The 22618-nt window shown below is 67.7% G+C and carries 22 protein-coding genes; 7 read left to right on the top strand and 15 right to left on the bottom strand.

The window, feature by feature from the left end; genetic code table 11:
• Positions 1-3 precede the first annotated feature (3 nt).
• The 8 genes from DWV11_RS07930 to DWV11_RS07965 all read right to left on the bottom strand — a co-directional run bounded on the left by DWV11_RS07930 (position 4) and on the right by DWV11_RS07965 (position 9031).
• The gene (locus DWV11_RS07930; RefSeq protein WP_115788345.1) at positions 4-522 is read right to left on the bottom strand and encodes a hypothetical protein; all 519 of its coding nucleotides are present in this window, start codon (positions 520-522) and stop codon (positions 4-6) included.
• Complete coding sequence (locus DWV11_RS07935; protein ID WP_281269602.1) at positions 512-1867, bottom strand: FAD-dependent oxidoreductase; 1356 nt, start codon at positions 1865-1867, stop codon at positions 512-514. Before DWV11_RS07935 ends, DWV11_RS07930 begins: the two co-directional genes overlap by 11 nt.
• An 89-nt stretch (positions 1868-1956) precedes the next feature.
• Positions 1957-3108, bottom strand: coding sequence for a GGDEF domain-containing protein (locus DWV11_RS07940; RefSeq protein WP_115788347.1), 1152 nt, complete (start codon positions 3106-3108; stop codon positions 1957-1959).
• 174 nt (positions 3109-3282) lie between these two features.
• Positions 3283-4722 (bottom strand): amidase, encoded by a 1440-nt coding sequence (locus DWV11_RS07945; RefSeq protein WP_115788348.1) that lies wholly within the window; start codon positions 4720-4722, stop codon positions 3283-3285.
• Complete coding sequence (locus DWV11_RS07950) at positions 4719-5951, bottom strand: M20 family metallo-hydrolase (RefSeq protein ID WP_115788349.1); 1233 nt, start codon at positions 5949-5951, stop codon at positions 4719-4721. Before DWV11_RS07950 ends, DWV11_RS07945 begins: the two co-directional genes overlap by 4 nt.
• 35 nt (positions 5952-5986) lie before the next feature.
• Positions 5987-7339 carry an MFS transporter gene (locus tag DWV11_RS07955; protein WP_168404605.1) on the bottom strand — a complete coding sequence of 451 codons (1353 nt, stop codon included), beginning with the start codon at positions 7337-7339 and terminating at the stop codon, positions 5987-5989.
• Positions 7340-7430: 91 nt separating this feature from the next.
• Entirely contained in the window at positions 7431-8348 is a 918-nt protein-coding gene (locus DWV11_RS07960; RefSeq protein WP_115788350.1) for a LysR family transcriptional regulator, read from the bottom strand.
• A complete protein-coding gene (locus DWV11_RS07965) occupies positions 8327-9031 on the bottom strand; it encodes a TetR/AcrR family transcriptional regulator (RefSeq protein WP_115788351.1) in 705 nt (234 codons plus the stop codon). Before DWV11_RS07965 ends, DWV11_RS07960 begins: the two co-directional genes overlap by 22 nt.
• A gap of 105 nt (positions 9032-9136) precedes the next feature.
• On the opposite strand from DWV11_RS07965, the gene DWV11_RS07970 reads away from it, so the two are divergent.
• The 3 genes from DWV11_RS07970 to DWV11_RS07980 all read left to right on the top strand — a co-directional run bounded on the left by DWV11_RS07970 (position 9137) and on the right by DWV11_RS07980 (position 12178).
• Positions 9137-10270: an epoxide hydrolase family protein gene (locus DWV11_RS07970; RefSeq protein WP_115788352.1), complete on the top strand. Its 1134-nt coding sequence runs from the start codon at positions 9137-9139 to the stop codon at positions 10268-10270.
• A 199-nt stretch (positions 10271-10469) separates the two neighbouring features.
• Positions 10470-11795: an MFS transporter gene (locus DWV11_RS07975; RefSeq protein ID WP_115788353.1), complete on the top strand. Its 1326-nt coding sequence runs from the start codon at positions 10470-10472 to the stop codon at positions 11793-11795.
• 2 nt (positions 11796-11797) lie between these two features.
• Complete coding sequence (locus DWV11_RS07980; protein ID WP_115788354.1) at positions 11798-12178, top strand: ArsR/SmtB family transcription factor; 381 nt, start codon at positions 11798-11800, stop codon at positions 12176-12178.
• Between the two features lie 36 nt (positions 12179-12214).
• On the opposite strand, the gene DWV11_RS07985 is transcribed toward DWV11_RS07980, so the two are convergent.
• From DWV11_RS07985 to DWV11_RS08010, 6 genes are all read right to left on the bottom strand, one after another.
• Positions 12215-12571, bottom strand: a complete 357-nt coding sequence (locus tag DWV11_RS07985) for a hypothetical protein (RefSeq protein ID WP_115788355.1) — start codon at positions 12569-12571, stop codon at positions 12215-12217.
• Between the two features lie 88 nt (positions 12572-12659).
• Positions 12660-14657, bottom strand: a complete 1998-nt coding sequence (locus DWV11_RS07990; RefSeq protein WP_210725691.1) for a penicillin-binding transpeptidase domain-containing protein — start codon at positions 14655-14657, stop codon at positions 12660-12662.
• A gap of 56 nt (positions 14658-14713) precedes the next feature.
• A complete protein-coding gene (locus DWV11_RS07995; RefSeq protein ID WP_115788356.1) occupies positions 14714-15892 on the bottom strand; it encodes an MFS transporter in 1179 nt (392 codons plus the stop codon).
• On the bottom strand, positions 15889-16554 hold the full coding sequence (locus tag DWV11_RS08000; RefSeq protein ID WP_115788357.1) for a GntR family transcriptional regulator: 666 nt from the start codon (positions 16552-16554) through the stop codon (positions 15889-15891). Before DWV11_RS08000 ends, DWV11_RS07995 begins: the two co-directional genes overlap by 4 nt.
• A 99-nt stretch (positions 16555-16653) precedes the next feature.
• Positions 16654-17310, bottom strand: coding sequence for a response regulator (locus DWV11_RS08005; RefSeq protein WP_115788358.1), 657 nt, complete (start codon positions 17308-17310; stop codon positions 16654-16656).
• Positions 17303-18628 (bottom strand): sensor histidine kinase, encoded by a 1326-nt coding sequence (locus DWV11_RS08010; protein WP_115788359.1) that lies wholly within the window; start codon positions 18626-18628, stop codon positions 17303-17305. The genes DWV11_RS08005 and DWV11_RS08010 overlap by 8 nt, the downstream gene beginning before the upstream one ends.
• 204 nt (positions 18629-18832) lie before the next feature.
• Here DWV11_RS08010 and DWV11_RS08015 point away from each other — a divergent pair, with 204 nt between their 5' ends.
• Positions 18833-19927: an ABC transporter permease gene (locus tag DWV11_RS08015; RefSeq protein WP_210725692.1), complete on the top strand. Its 1095-nt coding sequence runs from the start codon at positions 18833-18835 to the stop codon at positions 19925-19927.
• Between the two features lie 49 nt (positions 19928-19976).
• The gene (locus DWV11_RS08020) at positions 19977-20669 is read left to right on the top strand and encodes an ABC transporter ATP-binding protein (protein WP_115788361.1); all 693 of its coding nucleotides are present in this window, start codon (positions 19977-19979) and stop codon (positions 20667-20669) included.
• A gap of 66 nt (positions 20670-20735) precedes the next feature.
• On the opposite strand, the gene DWV11_RS08025 is transcribed toward DWV11_RS08020, so the two are convergent.
• On the bottom strand, positions 20736-21140 hold the full coding sequence (locus DWV11_RS08025) for a winged helix-turn-helix transcriptional regulator (RefSeq protein WP_245953500.1): 405 nt from the start codon (positions 21138-21140) through the stop codon (positions 20736-20738).
• Between the two features lie 83 nt (positions 21141-21223).
• Between DWV11_RS08025 and DWV11_RS08030 the strand changes: the two genes are divergently transcribed.
• Both DWV11_RS08030 and DWV11_RS08035 read left to right on the top strand, forming a co-directional pair.
• Positions 21224-21829: an NAD(P)-dependent oxidoreductase gene (locus DWV11_RS08030; RefSeq protein WP_115788362.1), complete on the top strand. Its 606-nt coding sequence runs from the start codon at positions 21224-21226 to the stop codon at positions 21827-21829.
• An 84-nt stretch (positions 21830-21913) separates the two neighbouring features.
• Positions 21914-22618: a YceI family protein gene (locus DWV11_RS08035; RefSeq protein WP_115788363.1), complete on the top strand. Its 705-nt coding sequence runs from the start codon at positions 21914-21916 to the stop codon at positions 22616-22618.

The following is a 22618-nucleotide window of genomic DNA, read 5'->3' on the forward strand; positions in this document are numbered from 1 at the left end:
ATGTCACGGGCGGACGCGGCCCCATGGCTTGTAAATGGCGAGCACCAGCGCAAAACCGAGCGACAGGAACGACACAATCGGCGGAAACAGGAGCTGGACCGGCGCGGCCCCCAAAGCATGTCGCACCGCTGCCCCGCTCGCTCCGTCAGCATCGCCCAGCCCGGCAGGCAGCGAACCCACTGCCGGGAGCAACGCCACGAAAACCAGGACGGTCAGCACGATTCCCAGCAGCAGTTTCACCAGCACCCACCAGTACTCAACCAATCCCCACTTGGTCCAAAGGCCTTGGACCAGGCCCGTGGCGAGCATCAACAGGCTCAGGATAATGACGGCCGGCGGAACGAATATTCCGAGCGCGGTATAGACGGCAACGGCGGTCCGTCCGCTATCGGTCAGCAGGCCGGTAAACACGAGAAACAGGAGGCCGACGTCAAGGCCCATCCACCCGACCCCGCCGGTGATGTGCAGAACCAGGACCAGCTTCCGCCAGCCCTGGGGCAGCAACGGCCGTTCACCCTTCATGGCCCTGGCCCGTTCCGGGTTCCGGTCCGCGTTCCGGTGCGGCTCCGGGCGTAACTGGCGGGTCCTCCGCGGCGGACGGTCCGACGGCGGCAGGCCGGCGCCGGGCGAATCCCGGGGCGTGCTCGGGCCGGGGACCGAAACCGAGCAGGAACGCCGGCACCTTGCGGAGCCAGGGCAGGCGGCGGGCGGCGAAGACCACCGGGCCCGGCGGCCCGGAGAGGCCGCGGGTCACGGCCGGCCCGAAAATCGCCGTGTGGAGCAGGAGCTGCACGCTCTGGATGGCCACGGTGGGGAACCAGCGGCGCTTTTGCACCGCGGCGAGGTCCCGTTCGGTCAACCGGCCGCGCAGCAACGGCCCGGCAATCCTTGCGGCCGCGGCCACGGCGTCCTGGATGGCCAGGTTGATTCCCACCCCGCCGGCGGGGGACATGGCGTGGGCGGCGTCCCCGATCAGGAGCAAGCCGGGTTTGTGCCAGCGGCTGATCCGGTTGAGTTTCACGTCCAGCTTGTGCAGGTCATCCATGGAGCGGATTTCGCCCACCCTGTCGGCAAAATCCGGGCGCAGGCGGGAGACGCGTTCACGGAAGCGCTCCACGCCTTCGGCGCGCAACCAGGCATCCGCGCCCTTCTCCGCGATGTAGGCGATTTGGTAGTAGTCCTTGCGGGTAAGGGCAAGCAGTACCTCTTTTCCGGCGAAGCGCGGAGTCAGGCTCGCGATCTGGCCCTGTTCGTCCTGGTTGCGCGAGAGCCGGAACCACCAGGTGTCGAAGGGAACCGGGAATTCGCGGGGGACCAGCCCGGCTTCCCGGCGCAGCACGGATCCCCGGCCGTCGCAGGCCACGGTGAGCTCCGCCCGGAGCTCCCCCGTCCCTGCCTCCTCTCCGGACTGCGCATCCCGGGTGCGGTACGAGACTCCGGCGACCTTCCCGCCGTCGTGCAGCAGCCCGGTGGCCTCCGTATTCATCCGGAGCGTGAAGCACGGTTCGTCGCGGGCGGCGTTGACCAGGAAGTTCAGCAGTTCCCATTGGGGCACCATGGCCACGTAGTTGTAGGGCGGCTTCAGCCGCTGAAAGTCCGCCAGGGTGATGTCGCCGTCGGGAGCCGGCAGCCGGAAGTTGCCGAGCCTGCTCTGCGGGAGCGCACGGAATCCCTCGCCCAGGCCCAGTTCGTCAAGGAGCCGGATGGTGGATGGGTGGACCGTGTCCCCGCGGAAGTCCCGCAGGAAGTCGGCGTGCTTTTCCAGCACGGTAACCTCGACGCCGGCCCGCGCCAGCAGGAGGCCCAGCATGACTCCTGCAGGGCCACCGCCCGCGATGGCACATGTTGTGGATTCTGCCTCGTACACGGGACCTCCCGGTGGCCCATCAATTCAGCAAGTGATGAATTCAAGTGTGCATGGCAAGCGGAGGATGTCCAGAGTTCCCGGGCCCCACCTCAGCCCCGGTGGGTACCGATGACCACCTGGTTGCGTCCGAGGCTCTTCGCCATGTACAAAGCAGCGTCGGCGGCCGCGATGAGCTCATCGAGGTCCGCTGTTTCCTTGCCGATCGGGATGATTCCGTAGCTGACCGTGGGCATCGGGAAACGGGCAGCCGCGCTTGCTGTTTCAAAGCGGTTGCTGATATCCGCGGCAATCAACCGCGCCCGCTCGGCGCTGATGCCCGGTACCAGGAGGATGAACTCCTCTCCGCCGATCCGGCCCACGAGATCACCGGAACGGACCGCAGCCCGGCACGCCCCGGCGAAGGACTTCAAGGCAACGTCGCCCGCAGCATGTCCGTAGCTGTCGTTGACGTCCTTGAAATGGTCAATGTCGGCCAGGACGAGGGAACCGTGCGTCTCGTCCAGCCGGATCCTGCGAAGCTCATCACCTGCTTCCTGGAGGAAACCCGCGCGGTTCAACAGGCCCGTGAGTCCGTCCTGGGCGGCGGCGGTCCTGAGCACCCGGGCCCGGTTTTCGCTGCTCAAGGCGAACATGCTGAAGGACGCAACGGCCAGGAACGCCATGCCCACGAGGGTGGTGACGGCGGACCCGAAGAAAGTGTTGTACCGGGGGCTGCCGGCGCCATCGAGGATGAATGACATGAGGCGGCAGAAGTAGAAGGTGGCAACCGAGGCCGCGGCAACACACATGGCCATCCGTATCCTGGAGGCCTCGGGTCCCCCGAGCCACAATTCCCGTGCGGCCAGTCCGATCATGAAGCACATGGACGCCAGGAACACCGCATCACCGGCCCACGGATTGGAGCCCGGATGATCCACTGCAGCGGCGACGGCCGAGCAACCGGGCACGGCAAGAAGCACCCAAACAGGGGGATGGAGCGCCCGCAGCGAGCGCGCGCTGGCCCAGACGGCGCACGCACCCCCGACCAGCAGGGAGTTTCCCACCGGGTTGGCAAACCAGCGGAGGGCCGTCGCTTCAAGCAGGAGGGCGGCCGATCCGGTCAGGAACAGAGCGAGCGAGACGCACCACCAGCCGCTGTAAGGGGAGCGCGTGCTGAGGTAATCCGCGAAATAGAACAGGATGCCCACGGTGAACGCGACGACGGCAAAGGCGACTCTCAGGCTGGTCGTGTCAAGCACCATCGCGGGCTGCCTGGGGGCTGGCGGCGGGCCGGACCCCGCGCCGCCGATGATCCACATGGCGCGGTCTGCCGGGTTCGCGCAATTGGCCGACGGGCATGTTGATCCCCTCAGCTAGATCCAATGCTCGACTTGATGTGAGCTTAGCAAGCAGCCGGGCGCGGGAGTAGCTCCAGTTCAGGCCCCGTTCAGCGGCGGCCGGCGCTGAGCCCAGGGGCGCAGGACCTCGACGGCGGCACCCACCCTGAAAACGGTGGCGTCGTCGAAGGGGTGCCCGACGATCTGGATCCCGGTCGGGATGCCGCAGTCCGCCATTCCGCTCGGCACAGCGAGCACCGGGCAGCGGTTGGCGATGTTGAACGGTCCGGTCATGTGGCCTTGCCAGTAGTGCTCCAGGCGCACCCCGCCGGCGTCGATCCCGTCCAGGTATGCCCCTTCGGCCTCCAGTGCCGGAACCGCCGACGCCGGGCACAGCAACGCGTCATAGCCCGCCATGGCAGCGGCGAGCTCGGCTTGGATCTGCGTTTCGGCACGGATGCCGTCCACGAAACGGTTGGCGGCCGCGGCGGCGCGGGCATCGGCCATGAAGCGGCGCGTGTACGGCGCAAGCTGATCTTCAGTGCCGGCCGTTTCGTCTTCCATCGCCGGCCCCAGCAGGTAGCCGAAATGGGTGAACATGGTCCGGCTGATGAATTCGGTGGTCCAGGGCAGTTCGATTTCCTCGACGACGGCTCCGGCATCGCGCAGGGCCGCTGCCACCGCGCGGGTGTTGGCCTCGACGTCGGGCGCCACCGGGTAGTTTCCCAGGCGGATGCAGAGCGCGATCCGCGTTCCCCGCACCGAATCCGCCGCGGGCGCCGGAACCGCCAAAGGATCGGCATCGGCGAGGGAGGTGTGGTCTCCGGCGTGCCGGCCGGCCATGACGTTGGCCAGCAAAGCCGTGTCCGCGACGGTGCGGGCCATCGGTCCGTCGCCGCGGTAGTGGTCCGCGGACAGCGGGGCGAGCCCCGGGATCCTGCCGTATGGTGCCTTGAAGCCCACGGTTCCAGTGAACGACGCCGGCAGCCGGGTGGAGCCGGCGATGTCCGAGGCGGTGGCGAGGGGAGCCAGCCCGGCGGCCAATGCTGCTCCCGCACCACCGGAGGAACCACCCGGAGAATACCGGGGATTCCAGGGGTTCCGGGTGACTCCCCAGAGCGGGCTGTGGGTGATGGTGGCGCAGCTGTATTCCGGGGTGGTGGTGCGCGCGTGGATGATCCCGCCGGCCGCCCGGATGCGTGCGATCACGGGATGGTCTTCGGTAGCCGCGGCGTCCTTCTGCGCGATCAGGCCCTGGGACAGAGTGTGTCCGGCGAGTCCGTGCTTCTCCTTTGCCGCGACGGGCAGGCCCAGCAGGGGAGTCAGCCCGCGGCCCCGCGCGTAGGCGGTGGCAGCCTGCCGGGCCCCGCGCAGTGCCTCGTCGAAGAGCGTTTCCGTCAGGGCGTTGATGCCGCCGTTGACGGCTTCGGTCCGGGCAATGACGGCCTCCATGAGTTCCACGGGGGACAGTTCCCGGCTGCGGAACATCCGCAGGGCCGTTCCGGCGTCGAGATAGTGCAAGTCGGGCAGTCCGGTCATGCCAGCGCCCCCGCCACGAGTTCCCGCGCCACCCCGGTGAGCATGTCCACCCCGGTGAGCATGTCGCCGTCGGTGCTGAACTCCCGCTCGCAGTGCGAGACGCCGTCCACGCTCGGAATGAACAGCATCACCGAAGGAACCATGGTGTTCATGGCGACGGAATCGTGCCCGGCCATGGTCTGGATCCGGCGGGACGTGAGGCCCCGGTTGGCTGCCACCTTTTCCGACAGCTCAAGGCCGGCCTCGGGAAAACGCCGGATCGGGCGGATGTCGAAGTCCTTCACGTTGACCTTGATGTCGTGCTCCTTGGCCAAGGCGTCGATGTCCTGCAGCAGCTTGGCCCGGGCCGCGCGCACGATTTCCGGGTCGCCGGAGCGCAGGTCCGCCACCAGGTGGACCCGGCGTGCAACGACGATCGGCGAGTTGGGCTCCAGCGTCAACTGCCCCACCGAGGAGACCAGTGCTTCCTCGGCGAAGTCCTTGGTGACGTCATGCACCATCAGGATGATCTTGGCGGCGGCAACAAGCGCATCATGCCGGTCGGCCATGGCCGTCGCGCCCGTGTGGGACTGCTCGCCGAGCACCTCGATGTCCAACTTCTGCGTGTACCAACTGGAGTCCACCAGGCCGATGGGGATGCCTTCGCGTTCCAGGATGCGGCCCTGTTCGATGTGGATTTCGGCGTAGCCGGCCACCTCCGGCCCGGTGTCGGCACCGAGGTACCCGATGCTTCCCAGCGCCTCGCGGACACTGGTCCCGGCGAGGTCCCGGACGTCGAGCATCTGCTCCCGCTCGAACAGGCCGGCGAACACCGAACTGCCCATGATGCTCGGGGCGAATCGGCTGCCTTCCTCGTTGAACCAGTTGACCACCGCGAGGTTGTAGCGGGGCGCGGTGCCGGAGCCGGCCACCTCGGCGTCGATTGCCTTCGCCGCGTGCAGGGCCGCAATCACGCCGTAGGCGCCGTCGAACCGTCCCGCGAGCGGCTGGCTGTCCAGGTGCGAGCCGATCAGGATGTACGGGGCGCCCGGCGTCCACTCCAGCAGCCCGAACATGTTGCCGATGCCGTCCACCTGGAGCTGCCACCCGGCGTCGTGCACAAAGGCGGCGAACCAGTCACGGGTGCGGCCGTCCTCGGCGGTGGCCGCCTGGCGCTCGACGCCGTTGTGGGCGGTGGCGCCGATGGTCGCCACGTGGTGGAAGTCCTGGAGGAAGGCTGTTGCGCTCATGGTGGAATCCTTTGCTGGAGCGGGGTGGGAAAGTCTTAGCCGAGGCGGCCGCGGGTCTCGGGCACCTTGGTGAGGGTGACCAGGAGGAGTACGACGGCGGCAGCAGCCGCCATGTAGACGCCTGGCATGTGCGGGACGCCGCTTGCCCCGACCAGGGCGGTGCCGACGAACGGTGCGGTGCCGCCGAAGATGGCGTAGGCCGCGTTGTAGCTGACGGCCGCGGAGGTGAAGCGGGTCTTGGTAGTGAAGATTTCGACGAAGAAGGTGTAGCAGCCACCGCCGTAGACGCAGAGCGCCAGAACGAAGAGGGACTGGCCCAGCAATGCGAGCCCCAGGTTCCCGCTGGTGACCAGCATGAAGCTCGGCACGGACAGCACGGCGAGCACCGCGGAACCGGCGATGAGCATCGGCTTGCGGCCGAAGCGGTCGCCCAGCCGTCCGCCGATCGGCAGGAGGACGGCGTAGAGGGCCAGCGCCGCAGCGTTCACCATCAGCGACTGTTCGCGGCTCAGGTGCCCGGTGGTCTGCACATAGGAGACGAAGTAGGCGGACAGGAAGTAGAACCCCATGGCGGTGAGTCCCATGACGAAGATGACCTGCACCATGCGGAGCTTGTTCGCGCGGAAGGCTTCGCGGACCGGGCTGAATTCCTTTTCCCGCCCGGCTTGGGCATCCTTGAAGGCTTCGCTTTCCTCCGTGCGGCTGCGGATCCAGACCCCGACCATGGCCAGCGGAAGGGCCAGCAGGAACGGCAGCCGCCAGCCCCAGCCGGTGAACATCTCGTTGGACATGGACTGGCTGAGGATCAGGATCATGGTGCCGGCCACCACGGAGGGCAGGGCCGTGGCCGCGATGGTGATGTTGAGCCAGAAGCCGCGCCGGTTGACGGGGGCGTGCTCGAAGACGAAGGAGGGCGCGCCCACGGATTCGCCGCCGGCCGAGAAACCCTGGATGAGGCGGCAGAGCACCAGCAAGACCGGAGCCCAGGCGCCGATCTGGGCGTAGCTGGGCAACAGGCCCATCAGGGCAGTGGCGCCGCCGATCGCCATGAGGGTGATGGTGAGGACCCGGCGTCGGCCGATCCGGTCGCCGAGCGCCCCGAAGAAGAGGCCGCCGAGCGGGCGGACCACAAAGGCGACGCCGAAGGTAGCGAAGGTCGCCAGCATGGCGGTGAGCGGGTTACCGCCCGGGAAGAACAACTGGGAAAAGATCACCGCGGTGAGGCCGTAGAGCGTGAAATCGTAGAACTCGATGAACTGGCCGACGCTGCCGCCAGCCAGGACCCGTTTCTGCATCGCGGTGGTTTTGGACGGCGCCGCGGTGCTTGCCTTCACGGTGGAGCTTTCGGGCGAGGTTCCGCTGACATCTTCGACGTACTTCAGGACCATTGGATCTCCTTTGAAGAGGTTGGCTTCAACGATCCGTGACGGTCATCACATCTGTCTAATTGATTGTTTTTAGCAGGCCGATAGATTCCGTTTATGCTTCTCCGGCCCCGTACAGGAGCCGGCAGGTTTCTTCGAAGGCAAGGACGCGGCGCGTGGCCTGGACGCCTTCCGGGCGGACCACCATCACCTCGATCGGCGGGAAGGTGTCCGTTAGGGTCAGCGGCACCACCCGGCCGCCGGAGTAGGTCAGGTCGCTTCGCAGCCGCTGGTTAAGGACCGCGTAGCCGTGTCCCTTGGCCACGAAGGAACGCACGGTTTCGTAACCGGAAAAGCGGTGCCGGACGTTCGGCACGACGCCTGCCATGGCATAGAGGTGTTCGTAATACTCGCGGCTATGCGGCAAGTCAAGGACCACGGACGGCTCGCCTTCAAGCTCGCGGAGGGCGATCTCCCGCCTGCCACTGACCGCCAGCGGATGCCCCTCGTGGACGAGGACGTGCGGCGGAATGCGCTCAAGGACCGTGTAACTGAATCCGCGGGCCAGGCCGAGCCCGTACATCAGGGCGACGTCGCATTGCCCGTCCAGAAGCACTTCCTGCAGCCGGGCGAGGTCGGCTTCCACGATGGAAACGTCGACGCCCGGATGCTTGGCCTCAAAGGTCTGCAGGATGGCCGGCAGGCGGAACGGGGCCAGGGGCGCGAAGACCCCCACCTTGAGCTCACCGGACAATGAGGCGGCCATGCCCCGCGCGGACTCATACAGCGAATCGGCATGTTCCAGGAAGGACTTGATGTCCTGGGCGAACTGCTTGCCGCTTGGCGTCAGGCGGATTCCCCTGGTCCGTTGCCGCACGAAGAGCTGCGTCGCGAGGCTGGCTTCGAGCTGTGCCATGGCGGTGGAGAGTGCGGGCTGCGTGACCTTCAGGACGCTGGCAGCGGCCGTCATGTTCTCAAGCTCGGCCACGACGGCGAAGTACCGCAGCTGGGTCAGGGTGAAGGGCTTGGCCATCCGTCCATGATGGCATCCGGTACTATCCACCGCTCGCCAAGTTCTTCGCTGCTCGGAGGAGGTCCCGGGAGGGCCTCGGCGCCCTGCTTGGAGCGGAGGCCGTCCATCAGGACATCCAGGTAACGGTGGCGGAGGGCTGCAGTGCGCGCCTCGTCACGAAGGCGGATGGCAGTGAGCTGTTCAAAGATCATGGGTATGTCGTTGGCGTCGGCATCTGCACGCAACGCTCCCGCCTCGAATGCCCGGTTGAATATTTCCTGGGCGAGCGTGCCGGCGCGGGCCGCTAGTTCGCCAAGTTCCGGGGTAGGCGCGAAGGTTCCCGCGAGCTTGACGGTGAGGGCGTGCACATCTGCGTCAACAATGCCCCGGACGAACTCTTTGAGCGCTGTGAAGGGATCGGGCTGTGCATCCGAATGCTGCTCCGCCACTGCGATGAACGTCCTGAGTCCATCAGCGCAGAGTTGTTGAAGAAGCTGTTCCTTCCCCGGATAGCGCCTGTACAGGGCTGAAATGCCCACGCCCGCCGCCGTGGCCACGGCGGCAACGGGTGCGTGCGGGTTCTGCAGGAAAACGGTTCGCGCCGCAGAGAGGATCGCATGGTCGTTACGCGCGGCCTGGGCCCGCCGGCCGCTGAGAGGGCCGGCGTAGGCGCCTGGATCCCTGAGGTCGCGGGGAGTGCTCATTTTTCAAGAATAGCATTGAACGGAATGCTTCGTTCCGCTACGATTAAAGCAGAACGGAATAAACCGTTCCGTTTGCCGCCAGCGGTACTCACCGGGAGATTAGTCATGGAAACGACAGCAGCGGAAGTCAGCACCAGCAGCATCCACCAGTTTCGGATAAGCGTTCCCCAAGCAGAGCTCGATGATCTTCATGAAAGGCTGGACCGAACCCTATGGGCGGACCAACTTCCGGACTCAGGCTCGGAGTACGGCGTTCCCGTGGACAGGGTCCGGCGACTCCTGGCCCACTGGCGCCATGGCTTTGACTGGCGCGCCTTCGAGGCCAGGATAAACAGTTACCCGCAGTTCATTACCGAGATCGATGGGCAGAAGATTCATTTCCTGCACGTCCGGAGCGGCAAGGCGGACGCAACAGGGCTCATTCTCACCCACGGCTGGCCGGGTTCCATCGTGGAATACCTCGACCTCATCGACCCTCTGGTTGCCGCCGGCTACGACGTGGTGGTTCCTTCAACGCCCGGCTTTGGTTTTTCGGGCCCCACAAGCGAGCGGGGCTGGGACCAGTACCGGGTGGCCAAGGCTTGGGTGGAACTGATGTCGCGGCTTGGGTACGAACGCTACGGGGCCGTCGGGAATGACGGCGGGTCCATCATCTCCCCGGAGGTCGGGCGCTTGGACCCCACCCACGTCATTGGTGTCCACGTCACCCAGCTGTTCTCCTTCCCCACCGGTGATCCAACGGAGCTGGCAGAGCTGACACCCGAGGAAGAAGCTGCGATCGAGCACTTGACCTGGTTCTGGCAGAACATGGGTGCTTTCAACCAGCTGCAGTCGCAGTCTCCCCAGACCTTGGCCCATGCTTTGGCCGATTCGCCTGCAGGCCTTCTTGGCTGGAACAGCCAGCTCTTCGGGGACGATCTTGACGCCGACTTCATCGTGGCCAATGTCGCCGTCTACTGGTTCACCCGGACCATGGCCTCGTCCGTGCGCTTCTACTACGAGATGGCCAAGTCCCAGGAACGCCCGGCAGGACCAACCGTGGTGCCCATTGCCCTCGCGGCGGGAGGGCGGGATTTCCAGTCCATCCGGCGCTTCGCCAAGCGCGACCACAACAACATCGCAGCCTGGACGGTCTATCCGGAGCACGGCCATTACGCGGCCCACGAAGCGCCGGAGGCCATCGCCGCCGACATCGTCCGTTTTTATGGCGGGCTCGCTGCCCCCTCGCAGGACGCGTAGTTTGCTCCCAAAGCTCCGGTCCGAAGCTCGGCAAACCACTGAGGCAGATTCCCTGGACAGGCCGCTGTCCAGGGAATCTCCACTTCTGCCGGGCCGGCGGCTCGGGCCATGGGGGACCGCCCAGAAAGTGAAGACGCCGCGGTCTCCGCCGCCAATAAGTGCACTATGATGCACATATGCACTTAATTGAGGGGAACTGATGCTGTCGGTGCTGCGGAACAGTACCTACCGGCTGCTGTTCTCCGCCCAGATCGTGGCTCTCCTGGGTACGGGGCTGCTCACTGTTGCCCTCGGCCTGCTGGCCTTTGACCTGGCCGGAAAGGAGGCCGGTGCCGTCCTCGGCACGGCCCTGACCATCAAGATGGCCGCCTACGTGGGCTTCGCTCCGGTGATCAACGCCCTCTTGGCCCATGCACCGAAGAAGCCGGTGCTCATCGGGGCCGATCTGCTGCGCGCAGCGATGGCCTTGTGCCTGCCTTTCATCACCGAGGCGTGGCAGATCTACGTGGTGATCTTCCTGCTGCAGTCCGCCTCGGCGACGTTCACCCCGGCGTTCCAGTCGTTGATCCCGGTGGTCCTCCCGGCGGAGCGGGACTACACCCGCGCCCTTTCCCTTTCCCGGCTGGCCTACGACCTGGAGGCGCTGGCCAGCCCGGCGATCGCGGCCCTGCTGCTGACCGTGCTGAGCTACAACAAGGTGTTCCTCGGCACGGTGGCGGGTTTCCTGCTCTCGGCATTCCTGGTGGTCCGCTCCGCTTTGCCCGCAAGCGGGGCCGGCGCTTCGGGGAGACCGCACGGCAAGGAGGCTCCGGCGTCGTTGTGGCACCGCACCACCCTTGGTGCCAGGATCTTCTGGCGGACCCCCAAACTGCGTTCGCTGCTGGCCCTGAACCTGGTGGTTGCCGCACCCACGGCGCTGGTCCTGGTGAACACGGTTGTCTATGTCCGGGAGGTGCTGCACCGGCCGGAGACGGACCTTGCCTTGGCCCTGGCCTGTTTCGGGGTGGGTTCCATGACGGTGGCGCTCGGTGCGCCCCGCCTGCTCGAGCGCTTCGGGGACCGTGCGGTCATGCTCACCGGTGCGGCCGTCATCCCCGTGGTCATGGCCGGTGCCACGGCCCTGACATTCCTTGCGGAGCGCGGCCGCACTTCTTCAGCTGCCAGTTCGGGGGCTGCCTGGTGGTGGATGCTGGGCCTGTGGCTCCTCCTTGGCGCCGGCAACTCGACGGTCCTGACGCCGTCGGCCCGTCTGCTGCGTGAAGCCTCGGATGAGGTGACGGGGCCCTATGTGTTCACCGCCCAGTTTTCGCTGTCGCACGCCTGCTACATCCTCACCTATCCGCTGGCGGGCTGGCTGGGTGCCGCGGCGGGACTCGGCCCGGCTGCCCTCGCGCTGGCTTTTGTTGCGATGATTGGCGGTACGGGCGCATTCCTCTCCTGGCCGCGCAGGCGCGGGGACCGCCTCCGGACCCCGCCCGGCCAACGGGGAAGCCGCGGAACTCAAGGAATAGGAGCAGGCCTTTGAGCATGGCCAACGCCACCAGCAGTGCCACCACGAAGCGGCAAGACCCCGCGCCGTCGCTGGTCCACGAGGTCACGCCCGACGCCGGGCTGCTGGACGCGGCCGCCGGGACGCTGCGGATGCTCGCCGAACCCACCCGGCTGCACCTGCTCTGGCAGCTGACGTCGGGTCCCAAGTCAGTCACCGAACTCACCGAAGTGGCCGACGTTCCGCGTACCGTGGTCAGCCAGCATCTGGCGAAGCTGCGGCTCAGCGGCCTCGTGGACACCCGCAAGGACGGCCGGCACGTCATCTACTCCCTGCACGACGGCCACCTGGTCCGGCTCATCCGCGAAACCCTGAACCACGCCGACCACCAGCTCACCGGCGAACCGTCCCACGGCTGACGCGGCCACGCTGAGGCGGCCCGGTCCGCGTCCCGGTCAGTACCGGTTCGGTAGCGGCGTCCTGATGATGTGCGGCAGCTGCGAAATGATGCTCACAATGAAGATGAAGTACGCGATGAAAAACAGGCACGCTGCGATGAACAGGCCGATCCCCACCCAGCCCATGATCCTTCCGTCCTGGGCAGGGACTCCGTAGGCCTCGGCCTTCTTGGATTGCATGATCGCCAGCGGACCGAAAACCACGCCTATGGACACGATCCCGAGCACCCCGAACACGGCGGCTAACCGGGCATGCTTCATGCCTTCGAGATACCAGCGCAGCTGGCCCTGGGTGACCGGCGTCTGGTCGGGCTGCGGGTATCCGGGCTGGAGACCCGGCGGTGGTGTGGTCATGCGTTCCCCCTCGATGCTTGCTTTCCGGTGCGGGCCTCACTGAAGATCCCGTGACAGGCTGAGGATATGTCCTGGCCGCAAGCAGGCACTACCCCGCCGCGGTCAGGAATTCCTTGAGCAGCGGTCCGCTGGTGGTGGCGCCGAGGCCCCCGTCCTCCACGAACACCGCCACGGCCAGGTCGCCGTGCACGGCCACGATCCAGGCGTGGGTCTTGGGCGGGTTGTCCTTGCCGAACTCCGCGGTCCCTGTCTTGGCGCCAACCGGGGCACCGGGCACCTGCGCCAGGAAGCCGGCATGGCCGGAGGTCACCACGGCGCGCATCATGTCGCTGAGGGCTGCCGCTTCGGCCTTCGTCACCGGTTTCGCGATCGCCGGAGCCGTAGCGGAAGCCGACGACGACGGCGAGGAACCCGCCGAGGGCGAGGCGCCGCCGTCGGACGCACCGCCGTCGCCGCCTTGGGCGCCGCTGTTAAGGACCAACTGCGGCGACACGGGAGCGCCGTGCCCCACGGAAGCAGCCATCACCGCCGCTGCGAGCGGCGAGAGCAGCACCTTGCCCTGGCCGATCATGGACGCGGCGTGCTCGGTGCCTTCGGCGGTGCCGGGGACGGAGCCGAGGAAGGCGTCGGCGCCCAGCTTGGGCGCTTCGACGGCCACTCCGAGGGACGTGGCCGCGGATTCGAGCTGCTGCTGGCTGACCTTGTCCCGGGCGGAAATGAAGGCCGTGTTGCAGGAGTGCGCGAAGGCCTCCCGGAGCGGGACCGATCCCAGCGACGACGCGGGGTAGCCCTCGGCGTTCTTGAAGGTCCGGCCGTCAACGGTGAGGGTGGGCGTGCACTCGACCTTGGAGTCGGGGGTCATGCCGTCGCGGAACATCGCCAGGGAATCGACGATCTTGAACGTGGAGCCGGGAGCATACTGGCCCAGCATGGCGGTGTTGTAGCCGTTGCTGCCTGGGCCGGACGCGGCGGCGAGCACGGCCCCCGTGGAGGGCCGGATCGCCACAATGGCCGACGCCGGGCCGATGTCCGCCAGGGTGGTCTCGGCCAGCTGCTGCAGCTTCACGTCCAGCGTGGTCTTCAGCGAGGTGCCGTCCGTGGCCGGGACTTCGAACAGGGTGCGCGGTTCCGGGGTGGTGCCTTCGGCCGGCGCGTCCTGTCCGGAAGCGGGCACGGCCGCCACCACCAGGCCGTCCTTGCCGCGCAGCAGCGAGTCGTACTTTTCCTGCAGGCCGCCGGTGCCGACGATGTCCCCGGCCTTGAGCGCGCCTTTGGACTTTTCGATCTGTTCGGCGCTGGCCTGGCCCACGGCACCCAGGACGGGGCGGGCGAAGGTGCGGCTCGGTGCCAGCGGCATGGTGTCGGCCAGGGCTACCGCTCCCGGGATGGCCTTCAGCTTGGCCTCGGTGATCTCCGCGGTGAAGCCACGCAGCACAATCGCCTCCACGAAGGCCTGCGGGCCCGAGGCCGCGGCCTGCTTCGCGTATTCCGCCACGTCCAGACCCACCAGCGCGGCCAGTGCGCGGGCGGAGGAATCCACCTTGGCGGCGTCCACCCTGGTCTTGTCCAGGCCCACGCGGATTACCTTGCGGTCCTGGACGATCGGGGTGTCTCCGGCGCCGAGGATACCGCCGCGCTTTGCCCTGGCCGTGGTCACATCCAAGACTTCGCCGTCCTTGAGTTCCGGGGCGAGCAGCGCAGGGCTCCACTGCACGGACCATTTGTCCCCGGACTTCTTCAGCTCAGCCTGGGAGCTGTACTTCCATTCGGCGGTGCCCAGCTTCCAGCTGTAGTTCAGCGGCACGGTGGCCTTGCTGCCGTCGAGCTTCAGCTCACCGGCCGCCACGGCCGGCTTGATGTCGCCGAGGTCAGCGAACACGGCCTTGAGCTGTTCGTTCGCAGCGGCGGTGTCCGTCCCCTCCAGGGACAGCGGTCCGACGTCGAGCGCGGCGAGCGAGAACGCGAGCTGCTTCGCGGCGCCCTCCGCCCCGGCACGGCCGTCGTCGCACGCGGCCAGCGATCCGGCCAGCATCAGGGCCGAAAGTCCAGTTACCAGAAACTCTGTTGTTTTCCCCACCCGCGCCATTATGCCGTGTCCTGCCGACTGGAACCGGAAGCCGGCGCCGGCCGGCCAGGCTGCCGCTAGTCGTCCAGCCGCACGCCACGCAGCATCACGAGCGTCGCTCCGACCACCGCCGCCGATGCCAGGAACACCCCTGCCGGGCCGAGACCGGCAGCCACGGCGCCGATGGCACTGGGCAACACCAGCTGGCCAACCCTGTTTCCGGCGAGCCTCAGGGCCAGCGCCTTGCCGCGTTGCCCCGCCGGCGCCTGGGCGGACAACCAGGACATGGTCAACGGCTGCCCGATGCCAAGGCCGAGTCCCAGCAGCGCCATCACCACGAACAGGAGCCACACCGGCATCGGAATCGCCGCGACGCCCAGGGTCACGGTGGAGAGGGCAAGGCTGATGACCAACAGCTTCATGCGCCCCAGCTTCCGGGAGATCCGTCCCAGGCCAATCCGCGACGCCATCGAGAACACCGCGCGGATGGTGAGCATCAGGCCGACTGTCGCCGCGGAGATCCCACGTTTCGAACCGAGCGCCGGTAGGTAGACCACGGTCAGGTCGACGACGGCGAGCACCGTGGCGCTGGTGGCCAGGGCACGGGCAACTCCGGGTGCCCTGAGCAGTGAAACAGCCCCTCCGTTGCTGCCGTCGCCGACAACAGCCTTTCTCTTCCTGCCGCTGACACCGGCGGAGATGGCGAAGGTGGTCACCAGCATCACCAGTCCCATGCCGGTAGCCAGGAGGAAGATCGCCTGGGTGTCGGGACGGACAGCGGAGCCCCCGACAAGCGAGATGGCGAAAGGGCCAAGGGCCTGGCCCAACGAGGCGGCGAACGTCAGGTATCCGAAGGCAGAATCCAGCCGGGATGAGGTGGCATTATTGGCCACCACCGCCTGCTGCCCCACGACGCAGGCCATCTGCCCGGCGCCAAGGAGGGCCGTTCCGATGACCAGCGCCACGATCGAGGACCCCCACAGCAGGAGGAAGGCCGAAGATGCAAGGACGACGGACGCGCCGATGGCCATGAGCCGGCGCTCTCCCAGCCGGTCCACGAGCCCGCCGGTGGGAACGGCCAGGATCAGGGGAAAGACGGCGTAGCTGGCGGCCAGCAGGCCCAAGGCGTAACCGGGAACGTCCAATTCCAGCGCCCGGTACGTTGCGGCCGGCCGGACCAGGAACGTGATGGCTTGGATCAGTGTCGAGTTGACCAGGAGTGCGGTGACCGAGCGGCGGCCGAGCTCGCCGATCATGTGGTGGCGGGCGTGCCGCCCGAGGTGGCGCGCAGCGCTTCATTACGGGCACCGATCACGTGGTCGAAGGCTATCCTGGCTGCTTCATCCGGTGTGCCCGAAGCCACGGCGTCCACGAGGACCCGGTGGTCGGCGAGGGCCTGGTCGCGGCGTTCCTGGGTGTTGTTGGTGTAGTGGCGGTAACGCTGCATGTGGCTGGACACCTGCTCGTGGAAGCGCCATGCCCAGGAATTTCCGGCGATCCCCGCAATCGCCGCATGCAGCGCCTCGCCGTACTTCATGGCTTCATCGGCGAACGCCACGTTGGCCGCATTGCGCTCGAGGATGCCTTGGAGGCGTTCGATGTCCGCGGCCGTGGCCTTCGCGCAGGCTTCCCTGGCCATCAGTGACTCGAGCGCAGCGCGGACGTCGTACAGTTCGGAAACGGCCGCGTCGTCCAGCACCGGCACCACCACCCCACCCGTGGGCTGCTGCTCCAGGAGGCTTTCAGAGATAAGCCGCCTGATGGCCTCCCGCAACGGTGTCCGGCTGACGTGCAGGGCTGCGGCCATTGCAGGTTCGTAGATCCGCTCTCCCGGCTCCAGTTCGAGGCTGAGGATCCGTCGTTTCAGCTCGGCATAGACAAAATGTGCCCCGGTGTTCCGGGCGTGTGGTTCCGCCATCGTGGCCTCCGGCTCCAAATACTTGTATACATCTATACAATCACAGGCCCCGGACGGCATAAACAGCCCCGACGGCGGCCGGCCCCCTCCGCAGGGCGTTCAGGAGTCGCGGATGATCCGCCGCTGCCGCGCCACGGCGATGGCGGCGGTGCGGTTGTCCACGCCAAGCTTGGCGTAAATGTGCACCAGGTGGGTCTTCACGGTGGCCTCGGAAATGAAGAGTTGCCGGGCGATGGCCCGGTTGCCGAGGCCGGTGGCAAGGAGTTCCAGGATCTGCAGTTCCCGGGGACTCAAGGCCGTTTCCGGATTGCGGATGTGCCCCATGAGCCGCGCCGCCACCCCGGGCGCCAGGGCCGTCTGGCCGGCCGCGGCGGAAAGCACGGCCTGGCGGATCTGCTCGGGCGGGGCGTCCTTGAGCATGTAGCCCGCGGCGCCGGCTTCGACGGCGGCCAGGATATCGGCGTCGGTGTCGTAGGTGGTGAGGATCAGCACGGGCGGCGGCGGGGTTCCGGCGGCGCCGGCCTTGATCCGGCCGGTGGCAGTGGCACCGTCCATCCCACGACCCATTTGCAGGTCCATCAGGACCAGGTCCACGGGTTCGCCCAGCGCGTTCAGGCGGGAGAGTTCGGCCAGGGCGGCACCGCCGTCGGCCGCCTCGGACACCACGGTGACACCGTCGAAGTCGGCCAGCATGGCACGGAGTCCGGCCCGCACCACCGGATGGTCGTCCACCAGCAGCACGCGGATGTCAGGCATCGTCCGCACTCCCTTCCCGCAGCGGCAGCCGGAGGGCCACCACGGTTCCTTCCCCCGGGGCGGATTCGACGTCAAGGGTGCCGCCCAGGGCGGACAACCGCTCGCGCAGGCTCTTGATCCCGACGCCGTTTCCGTCACCCCGCGCTGCCGCGGCGGGCAGCACGGTGGCGGGGTCGAAGCCCACGCCGTCGTCGTAGACGTCCATGGTCACCTCGGCGTCCAGGAAGGACAGGGTGACGACGGCGGTCCGCGCCCTGGCATGGGACCAGACGTTCGCGAGCGAAGACTGCGCCGCCCGCAGCAGGGTTGCCTGGTAGGCGTTGGGCAGCTCGATGGGGGTGCCGTCGAGCTCGAAGCGGCAACGCAGCGGGGTACCCCGGGCCGCGGCCTCGCTTTCGGTCTTGGCGCACAACCGCCGCAGGGTGTCGGCAAGGGTCAACTGCTCAAGGGCCGGCGGCCGGAGTCCGCGGACGAAGTGACGGGCCTCGTCAAGGTTGGCGGCCGCGGTCTCCTGCACGGTCTGCAGCCGGCTGCGCACGGTCTCCTGGTCCCCGGCTTCGAGCGCTTTCGCAGCAGACCGGCCCATGAGGACGATGCTGGAGAAACCCTGGGCCAGGGTGTCGTGGATTTCGCGGGCGAGCCGTTCACGCTCGGCCAGGACTCCGGCGTCGTGCTGGCTCCTGGCGAGCTCGGCGCGGGTGCGGCGCAGTTCCTCGGCGGCACGCCGCTGGTTCTCGGCTTCGGCGTACAGCGCCCGGTAGGCGAGGCCGGTGACGACGGCGAATGCCGCCCCGAACACGGGCCCCAGGACCATCGCGAGCTGCAGGCCGCCGTCGCCGGTGCCGCTGGCACCGCGGCTGTGGAACCACAGCGCCCCCACCAGCAGGGCCGTGCTGGCGCCGATGGCGGACAGCGCCCAGCGCAGGGGGAGCAGGTGCAACTGCAGGAAAAACAGCGGAAAGGCCACCCAGGCGAAATCGGAACTGACCAGCAACAAGAGCAGCCACAGCAGGGTCACGGCGCCCAGCCAGCGCAGCGCAAAGGGATTCGGGTCGAATCGGGCAGCGTCCGAGGCATGGCGTTTTTCGAGGATGGTGCCCGCGAGATACACGGCCGCAAGCAGCAGCGAAAGGAGCAGGCCCGTCACCAAGGCCACGGGCGGGGCGGGAGCGACCAGCAGCCGGACCACCGCCACCAGCAGCAGCGCGGCGAAGCCGACGTGCAGGCTCACCCGAAGGACGCGCAGGATCAGCGCCGTGCCGCCCTGGTTCTGTCCTCCTTCGCCGTGCGGGCTCCGGGGCTCCTTCCGTTCCTCCATGCGTCCAGACTAGCCACCGGCGCTGACAGAAAGGTGCCTCTTCCGGCGCCGGGGCGGCCGGATCAACCAATCGGTTGATCCGGGGCTCAACCCCATGGCCCTGCCGGATCAACCCCGTGCGCGATGTTCCCCGGTCCCGTCGCGGAGAGAGTGGAAACAGAAGGAAAACCGCCCCGCAGTCCGGGGCACGAACGAAGGATTCCGATGTTCCTCGCGCTCCGCGATCTCCGCTTTGCCAAGGGCCGCTTTGCCCTCATGGGCAGCGTGGTTGCCCTGATCACCCTCCTGCTGGTCATGCTGTCCGGACTGACCGCCGGCCTCGGCAACCAGTCCACCTCGGCCATCGCCGGCCTGCCGGCGGACCGGATCGTCTTTGGCGCCCCGCCGGGCGGCGAGGCCAAAGCCTCGTACACGGAATCCGAGGTCACGCCGGAACAGCTGGCGAGCTGGCGGACACAACCGGGGGTAGCTTCTGTCGGCGCCTTGGGCATCAACCAGGCCCGCTTCCAGTCCCTCGGCAGCGACGGCGCTGCCCGCGGCACCGCGAACGTGGCCGTGTTCGGCACGGACGGCGCCGCGCCCACACCGGATGCTGCCGGGCTCACGGTCGGCACCGTGGCCATCGGCGAAACCCTCGGCAAGGAGCTCAGCTTGTCCGCGGGCAGCAGCGTCGCCGTCGCCGGCAACACACTGACGGTCTCCGCCGTGGTGCCGGACCAGTGGTACTCGCACACCGGCGTCGTCTGGACCACCCTGGAGACCTGGCGCAAGATCTCCCATGCTGGCTCCGGCGAGGCCACCGTCCTGGCCGTGACGTTCGACGCCGGAGCCTCCGTGGACACTGACGCCGCCGACGCCGCTGCAGGAACCGTCAGCGCCACGCCCACCGGTTCCTTCCAAGCCCTGGGTTCCTACAAGAGCGAGAACGGCTCCCTCATGCTGATGCAGGCATTCCTTTACGGCATCTCCGCCCTTGTCATCGTGGCCTTCCTGACGGTCTGGACCGTGCAGCGCACCCGCGACATCGCCGTGCTCAGGGCCCTCGGCGGCTCCATCGGATACGTGCTGCGCGACGCCCTGGTGCAGGCCGCAGTCGTCCTCCTCGCCGGCGCCGCGGCAGGCGGAGTAGTCGGCGCGATCGGCGGTTTCTTCGCGGCCCAGGCGGCGCCGTTCCTTATCACGCCGCTGACCAGCATCCTGCCTGTCGCGGGAGTGGTGGTCCTGGGCCTGGCAGGTGCCGTCCTCGCTGTCCGCGGTGTCACCAAGGTGGACCCGCTCCTGGCCCTCGGCGGCAACTAGGCCCGCAACCAGATCCGTCACCCCATAGATTCCTCGAAAGGCATATACCGTGACCATCCCGCTCAGCCTCGTCAATGTCACCCTCGACTACCCTGACGGCGGCTCCACCGTCAAGGCCCTGGATGCCGTCAACCTCACCGCCGGCGCCGGCGAATTCCTTTCGCTCGTGGGGCCCTCCGGCTCCGGAAAATCGTCGCTGCTGGCGGTAGCGGCCAGCCTCATCAACCCCACCTCCGGGCTGGTGCTCATCGACGGGCGGGATGCCAGCGCGCTCGGGGCAAAGGAGCGCACGGCCCTGCGCCGGGACACGGTGGGCATCATCTTCCAGCAGCCCAACCTGCTGCCCTCGCTGACCTCCGTCGAGCAGCTCCTCATCGGCGAGCACCTGCGCGGCAAGCCGCTGCGCGCTGCACGCCAGAGGGCGGCGGAACTGCTCGACGTCGTCGGGCTGGCCGGCGAGCTCAACAAACGGCCACACCAGCTCTCCGGCGGGCAGCGCCAGCGGGTGAACATCGCCCGGGCGCTCATGGGGAGTCCGCGGGTGCTGCTGGTCGACGAGCCGACGGCGGCCCTCGACATGGAGCGCAGCGAGGCAATCGTGCGGCTGCTGCGCCAAGTCACCGACGAGTTCTCGACGGCGACCCTCATGGTCACGCACGACACCGAGTTCCTGCCGCTGACCGATTCCGTGGTCACCATGCGGGACGGCCGGCTGGGCGCGCCGGTGCGCACCGCGGCCTAGAAAACGCAGCCCAGGGACCACCCCCCCTCAGGACAGCAGCTCAGGACAGCAGCTCAGGACATCGGCTCAGCCCAGCAGCGCCTCGTCCTGCGCGTCATCGTAGGCGTCCCGGGCAGCGAGGATGGCGGGCACATTGCCTTCCGCCCACTTCCGCAACTGCGCGAGGGGTTCAAGGAGGGAACGGCCGAGGTCCGTCAGTTCGTAGTCCACGCGTGGGGGCACCTGCGCGTGGACCGTGCGGGTCACCAGGCCGTCGCGTTCGAGGGAGCGCAGGGTCTGCGTAAGGACCTTCGGCGTGACGACGCTGACCATCTTGCGCAGCTCGGAGAACCGCACGGGGCGGTCAGCGAGGACCTGGACCACCAGGGAGGCCCACTTGTCGCCGATGCGCTGGAAGATCACGCGCGACGGGCAGTCGGGGTCCAGGACGTTGGCGGGCAGGCCGGTGGTGTCGCTCGGGTTGGTATCCACAGGGTAACTCAGTTCCTTTGAAGCTATCAGTATCAAATAGATACCGTCTTTCCATTGCAAGATTAGCAACCCCGAGGAGAGACATGAAAATCGCAGTATATGGTGCAAGCGGCATGGTCGGCAGCCAGATCGTCAACGAGTCCCTCAACCGCGGCCACGAGGTCACGGCCATCTCCCGCAAGGGTGCGGAGGTCCAGGGCGCCCGCTCCCTCGCAGCGGACCAGGCAGACGCCCAGGCGTTCGCCGCAGTCGCGAAGGACCACGACGTCGTCGTGCTGGCGACGGGCCCCAGCCGCACCGGCGGCGACCACGGGGAGTGGCTGGACGCCATGGCCACCGCCTACAGCAACACCGAAGGCACGCGCCTGATGATCGTCGGCGGCGCCGGGACCCTGACCATCGACGGAGTCCGCCTGCTCGATTCCCCGGAGTTCCCCGAGGCCTACCGCGCTGAGGCCACCACCGCCGCCAAGGCACTCGAACTGGTCCGGCAGACCCCGGACACCGTGGACTGGACCGTCCTGGCGCCGGCACCCGTGATCCAGCCCGGAGAACGCACGGGCAAGTACTCCACCGCCACGGATTCCCCGGCGGGCTCCAGCATCTCCACCCAGGATTACGCCGTGGCCATGCTGGACGAGATCGAGGCCCCGGCGCACCGCCGGGCACGCTTCACGGCTGCCAACTAGATCACACCGCCGCGGTCCGGGGAACTTTCCGGGCCGCGGCGTCGTGGTTTACGTGAACATTCAAGTACATCGAGAGGAACACCCATGGCCGGAAAGAAGCGACCCTGGATCCTGGTCACCGTAGCCGCCGTCGCGGTCCTTGCCGCCCTCGCGGCCATCTTCGGCCCGCAGCTCTACGCCCGGTCCCAGGGCCCGGCGCCCGCGCCGCTCTCCGTGGCCGGTTCCTCTTCCACCGCATCCGGCGCAACCTCGAGCCCTGCCGCAAGCGACTCCAGCGACGACGGCACCTGGAACGTGGCCTCCGCCTCCCAAGCCGGCTACCGGATCAAGGAGGTCCTCAACGGCGCCGATGTCACCGTCGTCGGCCGGACAGAAAGGGTCACCGGTTCGGCCACCGTGTCCGGCACCCAGCTGACGGCGGCCAAGATCGATGTCGAGGTCGCCAGCATCGCCACCGACAGCGGTAACCGCGACAACTACTTCCGCGGGAACGTCATGAAGGCGGACACCTTCCCGACGGCGACCTTCACCCTCGGCTCGCCGGTCAGCATCCCGGCGCTCAGCTCAGCCCCTGCCGCCGTCGAGGTAAAGGGAACCCTGGAGCTCGCCGGCCAGAAGCGCGATGTCACCGCCAAGCTGCAGGTGGTACGGGACGGCGCGCAAGTCTCGGTCTCGGGCACGATCGACCTCGTCCTGGCTGACTTCGGCATCACGGCCCCGGACCTCGGCTTCGTCAAGGTGGAGAACACGGGAAGCGTCGAGTTCCTGGTGCACCTGGACAAGGCGTAG

Origin of the sequence: Arthrobacter silvisoli, assembly GCF_003369445.1 — a bacterium.
Classification (GTDB): Bacteria; Actinomycetota; Actinomycetes; order Actinomycetales; family Micrococcaceae; genus Arthrobacter; species Arthrobacter silvisoli.

What these genes read in the sequence shown, in the direction of transcription:
- DWV11_RS07930 (WP_115788345.1), bottom strand. Translation starts at nt 522, where the DNA reads ATGAAGGGTGAACGGCCGTTGCTGCCCCAGGGCTGGCGGAAGCTGGTC.
- DWV11_RS07940 (WP_115788347.1), bottom strand. Translation starts at nt 3,108, where the DNA reads ATGGTGCTTGACACGACCAGCCTGAGAGTCGCCTTTGCCGTCGTCGCG.
- DWV11_RS07945 (WP_115788348.1), bottom strand. Translation starts at nt 4,722, where the DNA reads ATGACCGGACTGCCCGACTTGCACTATCTCGACGCCGGAACGGCCCTG.
- DWV11_RS07950 (WP_115788349.1), bottom strand. Translation starts at nt 5,951, where the DNA reads ATGAGCGCAACAGCCTTCCTCCAGGACTTCCACCACGTGGCGACCATC.
- DWV11_RS07955 (WP_168404605.1), bottom strand. Translation starts at nt 7,339, where the DNA reads ATGGTCCTGAAGTACGTCGAAGATGTCAGCGGAACCTCGCCCGAAAGC.
- DWV11_RS07960 (WP_115788350.1), bottom strand. Translation starts at nt 8,348, where the DNA reads ATGGCCAAGCCCTTCACCCTGACCCAGCTGCGGTACTTCGCCGTCGTG.
- DWV11_RS07965 (WP_115788351.1), bottom strand. Translation starts at nt 9,031, where the DNA reads ATGAGCACTCCCCGCGACCTCAGGGATCCAGGCGCCTACGCCGGCCCT.
- DWV11_RS07970 (WP_115788352.1), top strand. Translation starts at nt 9,137, where the DNA reads ATGGAAACGACAGCAGCGGAAGTCAGCACCAGCAGCATCCACCAGTTT.
- DWV11_RS07975 (WP_115788353.1), top strand. Translation starts at nt 10,470, where the DNA reads ATGCTGTCGGTGCTGCGGAACAGTACCTACCGGCTGCTGTTCTCCGCC.
- DWV11_RS07980 (WP_115788354.1), top strand. Translation starts at nt 11,798, where the DNA reads ATGGCCAACGCCACCAGCAGTGCCACCACGAAGCGGCAAGACCCCGCG.
- DWV11_RS07985 (WP_115788355.1), bottom strand. Translation starts at nt 12,571, where the DNA reads ATGACCACACCACCGCCGGGTCTCCAGCCCGGATACCCGCAGCCCGAC.
- DWV11_RS07990 (WP_210725691.1), bottom strand. Translation starts at nt 14,657, where the DNA reads ATGGCGCGGGTGGGGAAAACAACAGAGTTTCTGGTAACTGGACTTTCG.
- DWV11_RS07995 (WP_115788356.1), bottom strand. Translation starts at nt 15,892, where the DNA reads ATGATCGGCGAGCTCGGCCGCCGCTCGGTCACCGCACTCCTGGTCAAC.
- DWV11_RS08000 (WP_115788357.1), bottom strand. Translation starts at nt 16,554, where the DNA reads ATGGCGGAACCACACGCCCGGAACACCGGGGCACATTTTGTCTATGCC.
- DWV11_RS08005 (WP_115788358.1), bottom strand. Translation starts at nt 17,310, where the DNA reads ATGCCTGACATCCGCGTGCTGCTGGTGGACGACCATCCGGTGGTGCGG.
- DWV11_RS08010 (WP_115788359.1), bottom strand. Translation starts at nt 18,628, where the DNA reads ATGGAGGAACGGAAGGAGCCCCGGAGCCCGCACGGCGAAGGAGGACAG.
- DWV11_RS08015 (WP_210725692.1), top strand. Translation starts at nt 18,833, where the DNA reads ATGTTCCTCGCGCTCCGCGATCTCCGCTTTGCCAAGGGCCGCTTTGCC.
- DWV11_RS08030 (WP_115788362.1), top strand. Translation starts at nt 21,224, where the DNA reads ATGAAAATCGCAGTATATGGTGCAAGCGGCATGGTCGGCAGCCAGATC.
- DWV11_RS08035 (WP_115788363.1), top strand. Translation starts at nt 21,914, where the DNA reads ATGGCCGGAAAGAAGCGACCCTGGATCCTGGTCACCGTAGCCGCCGTC.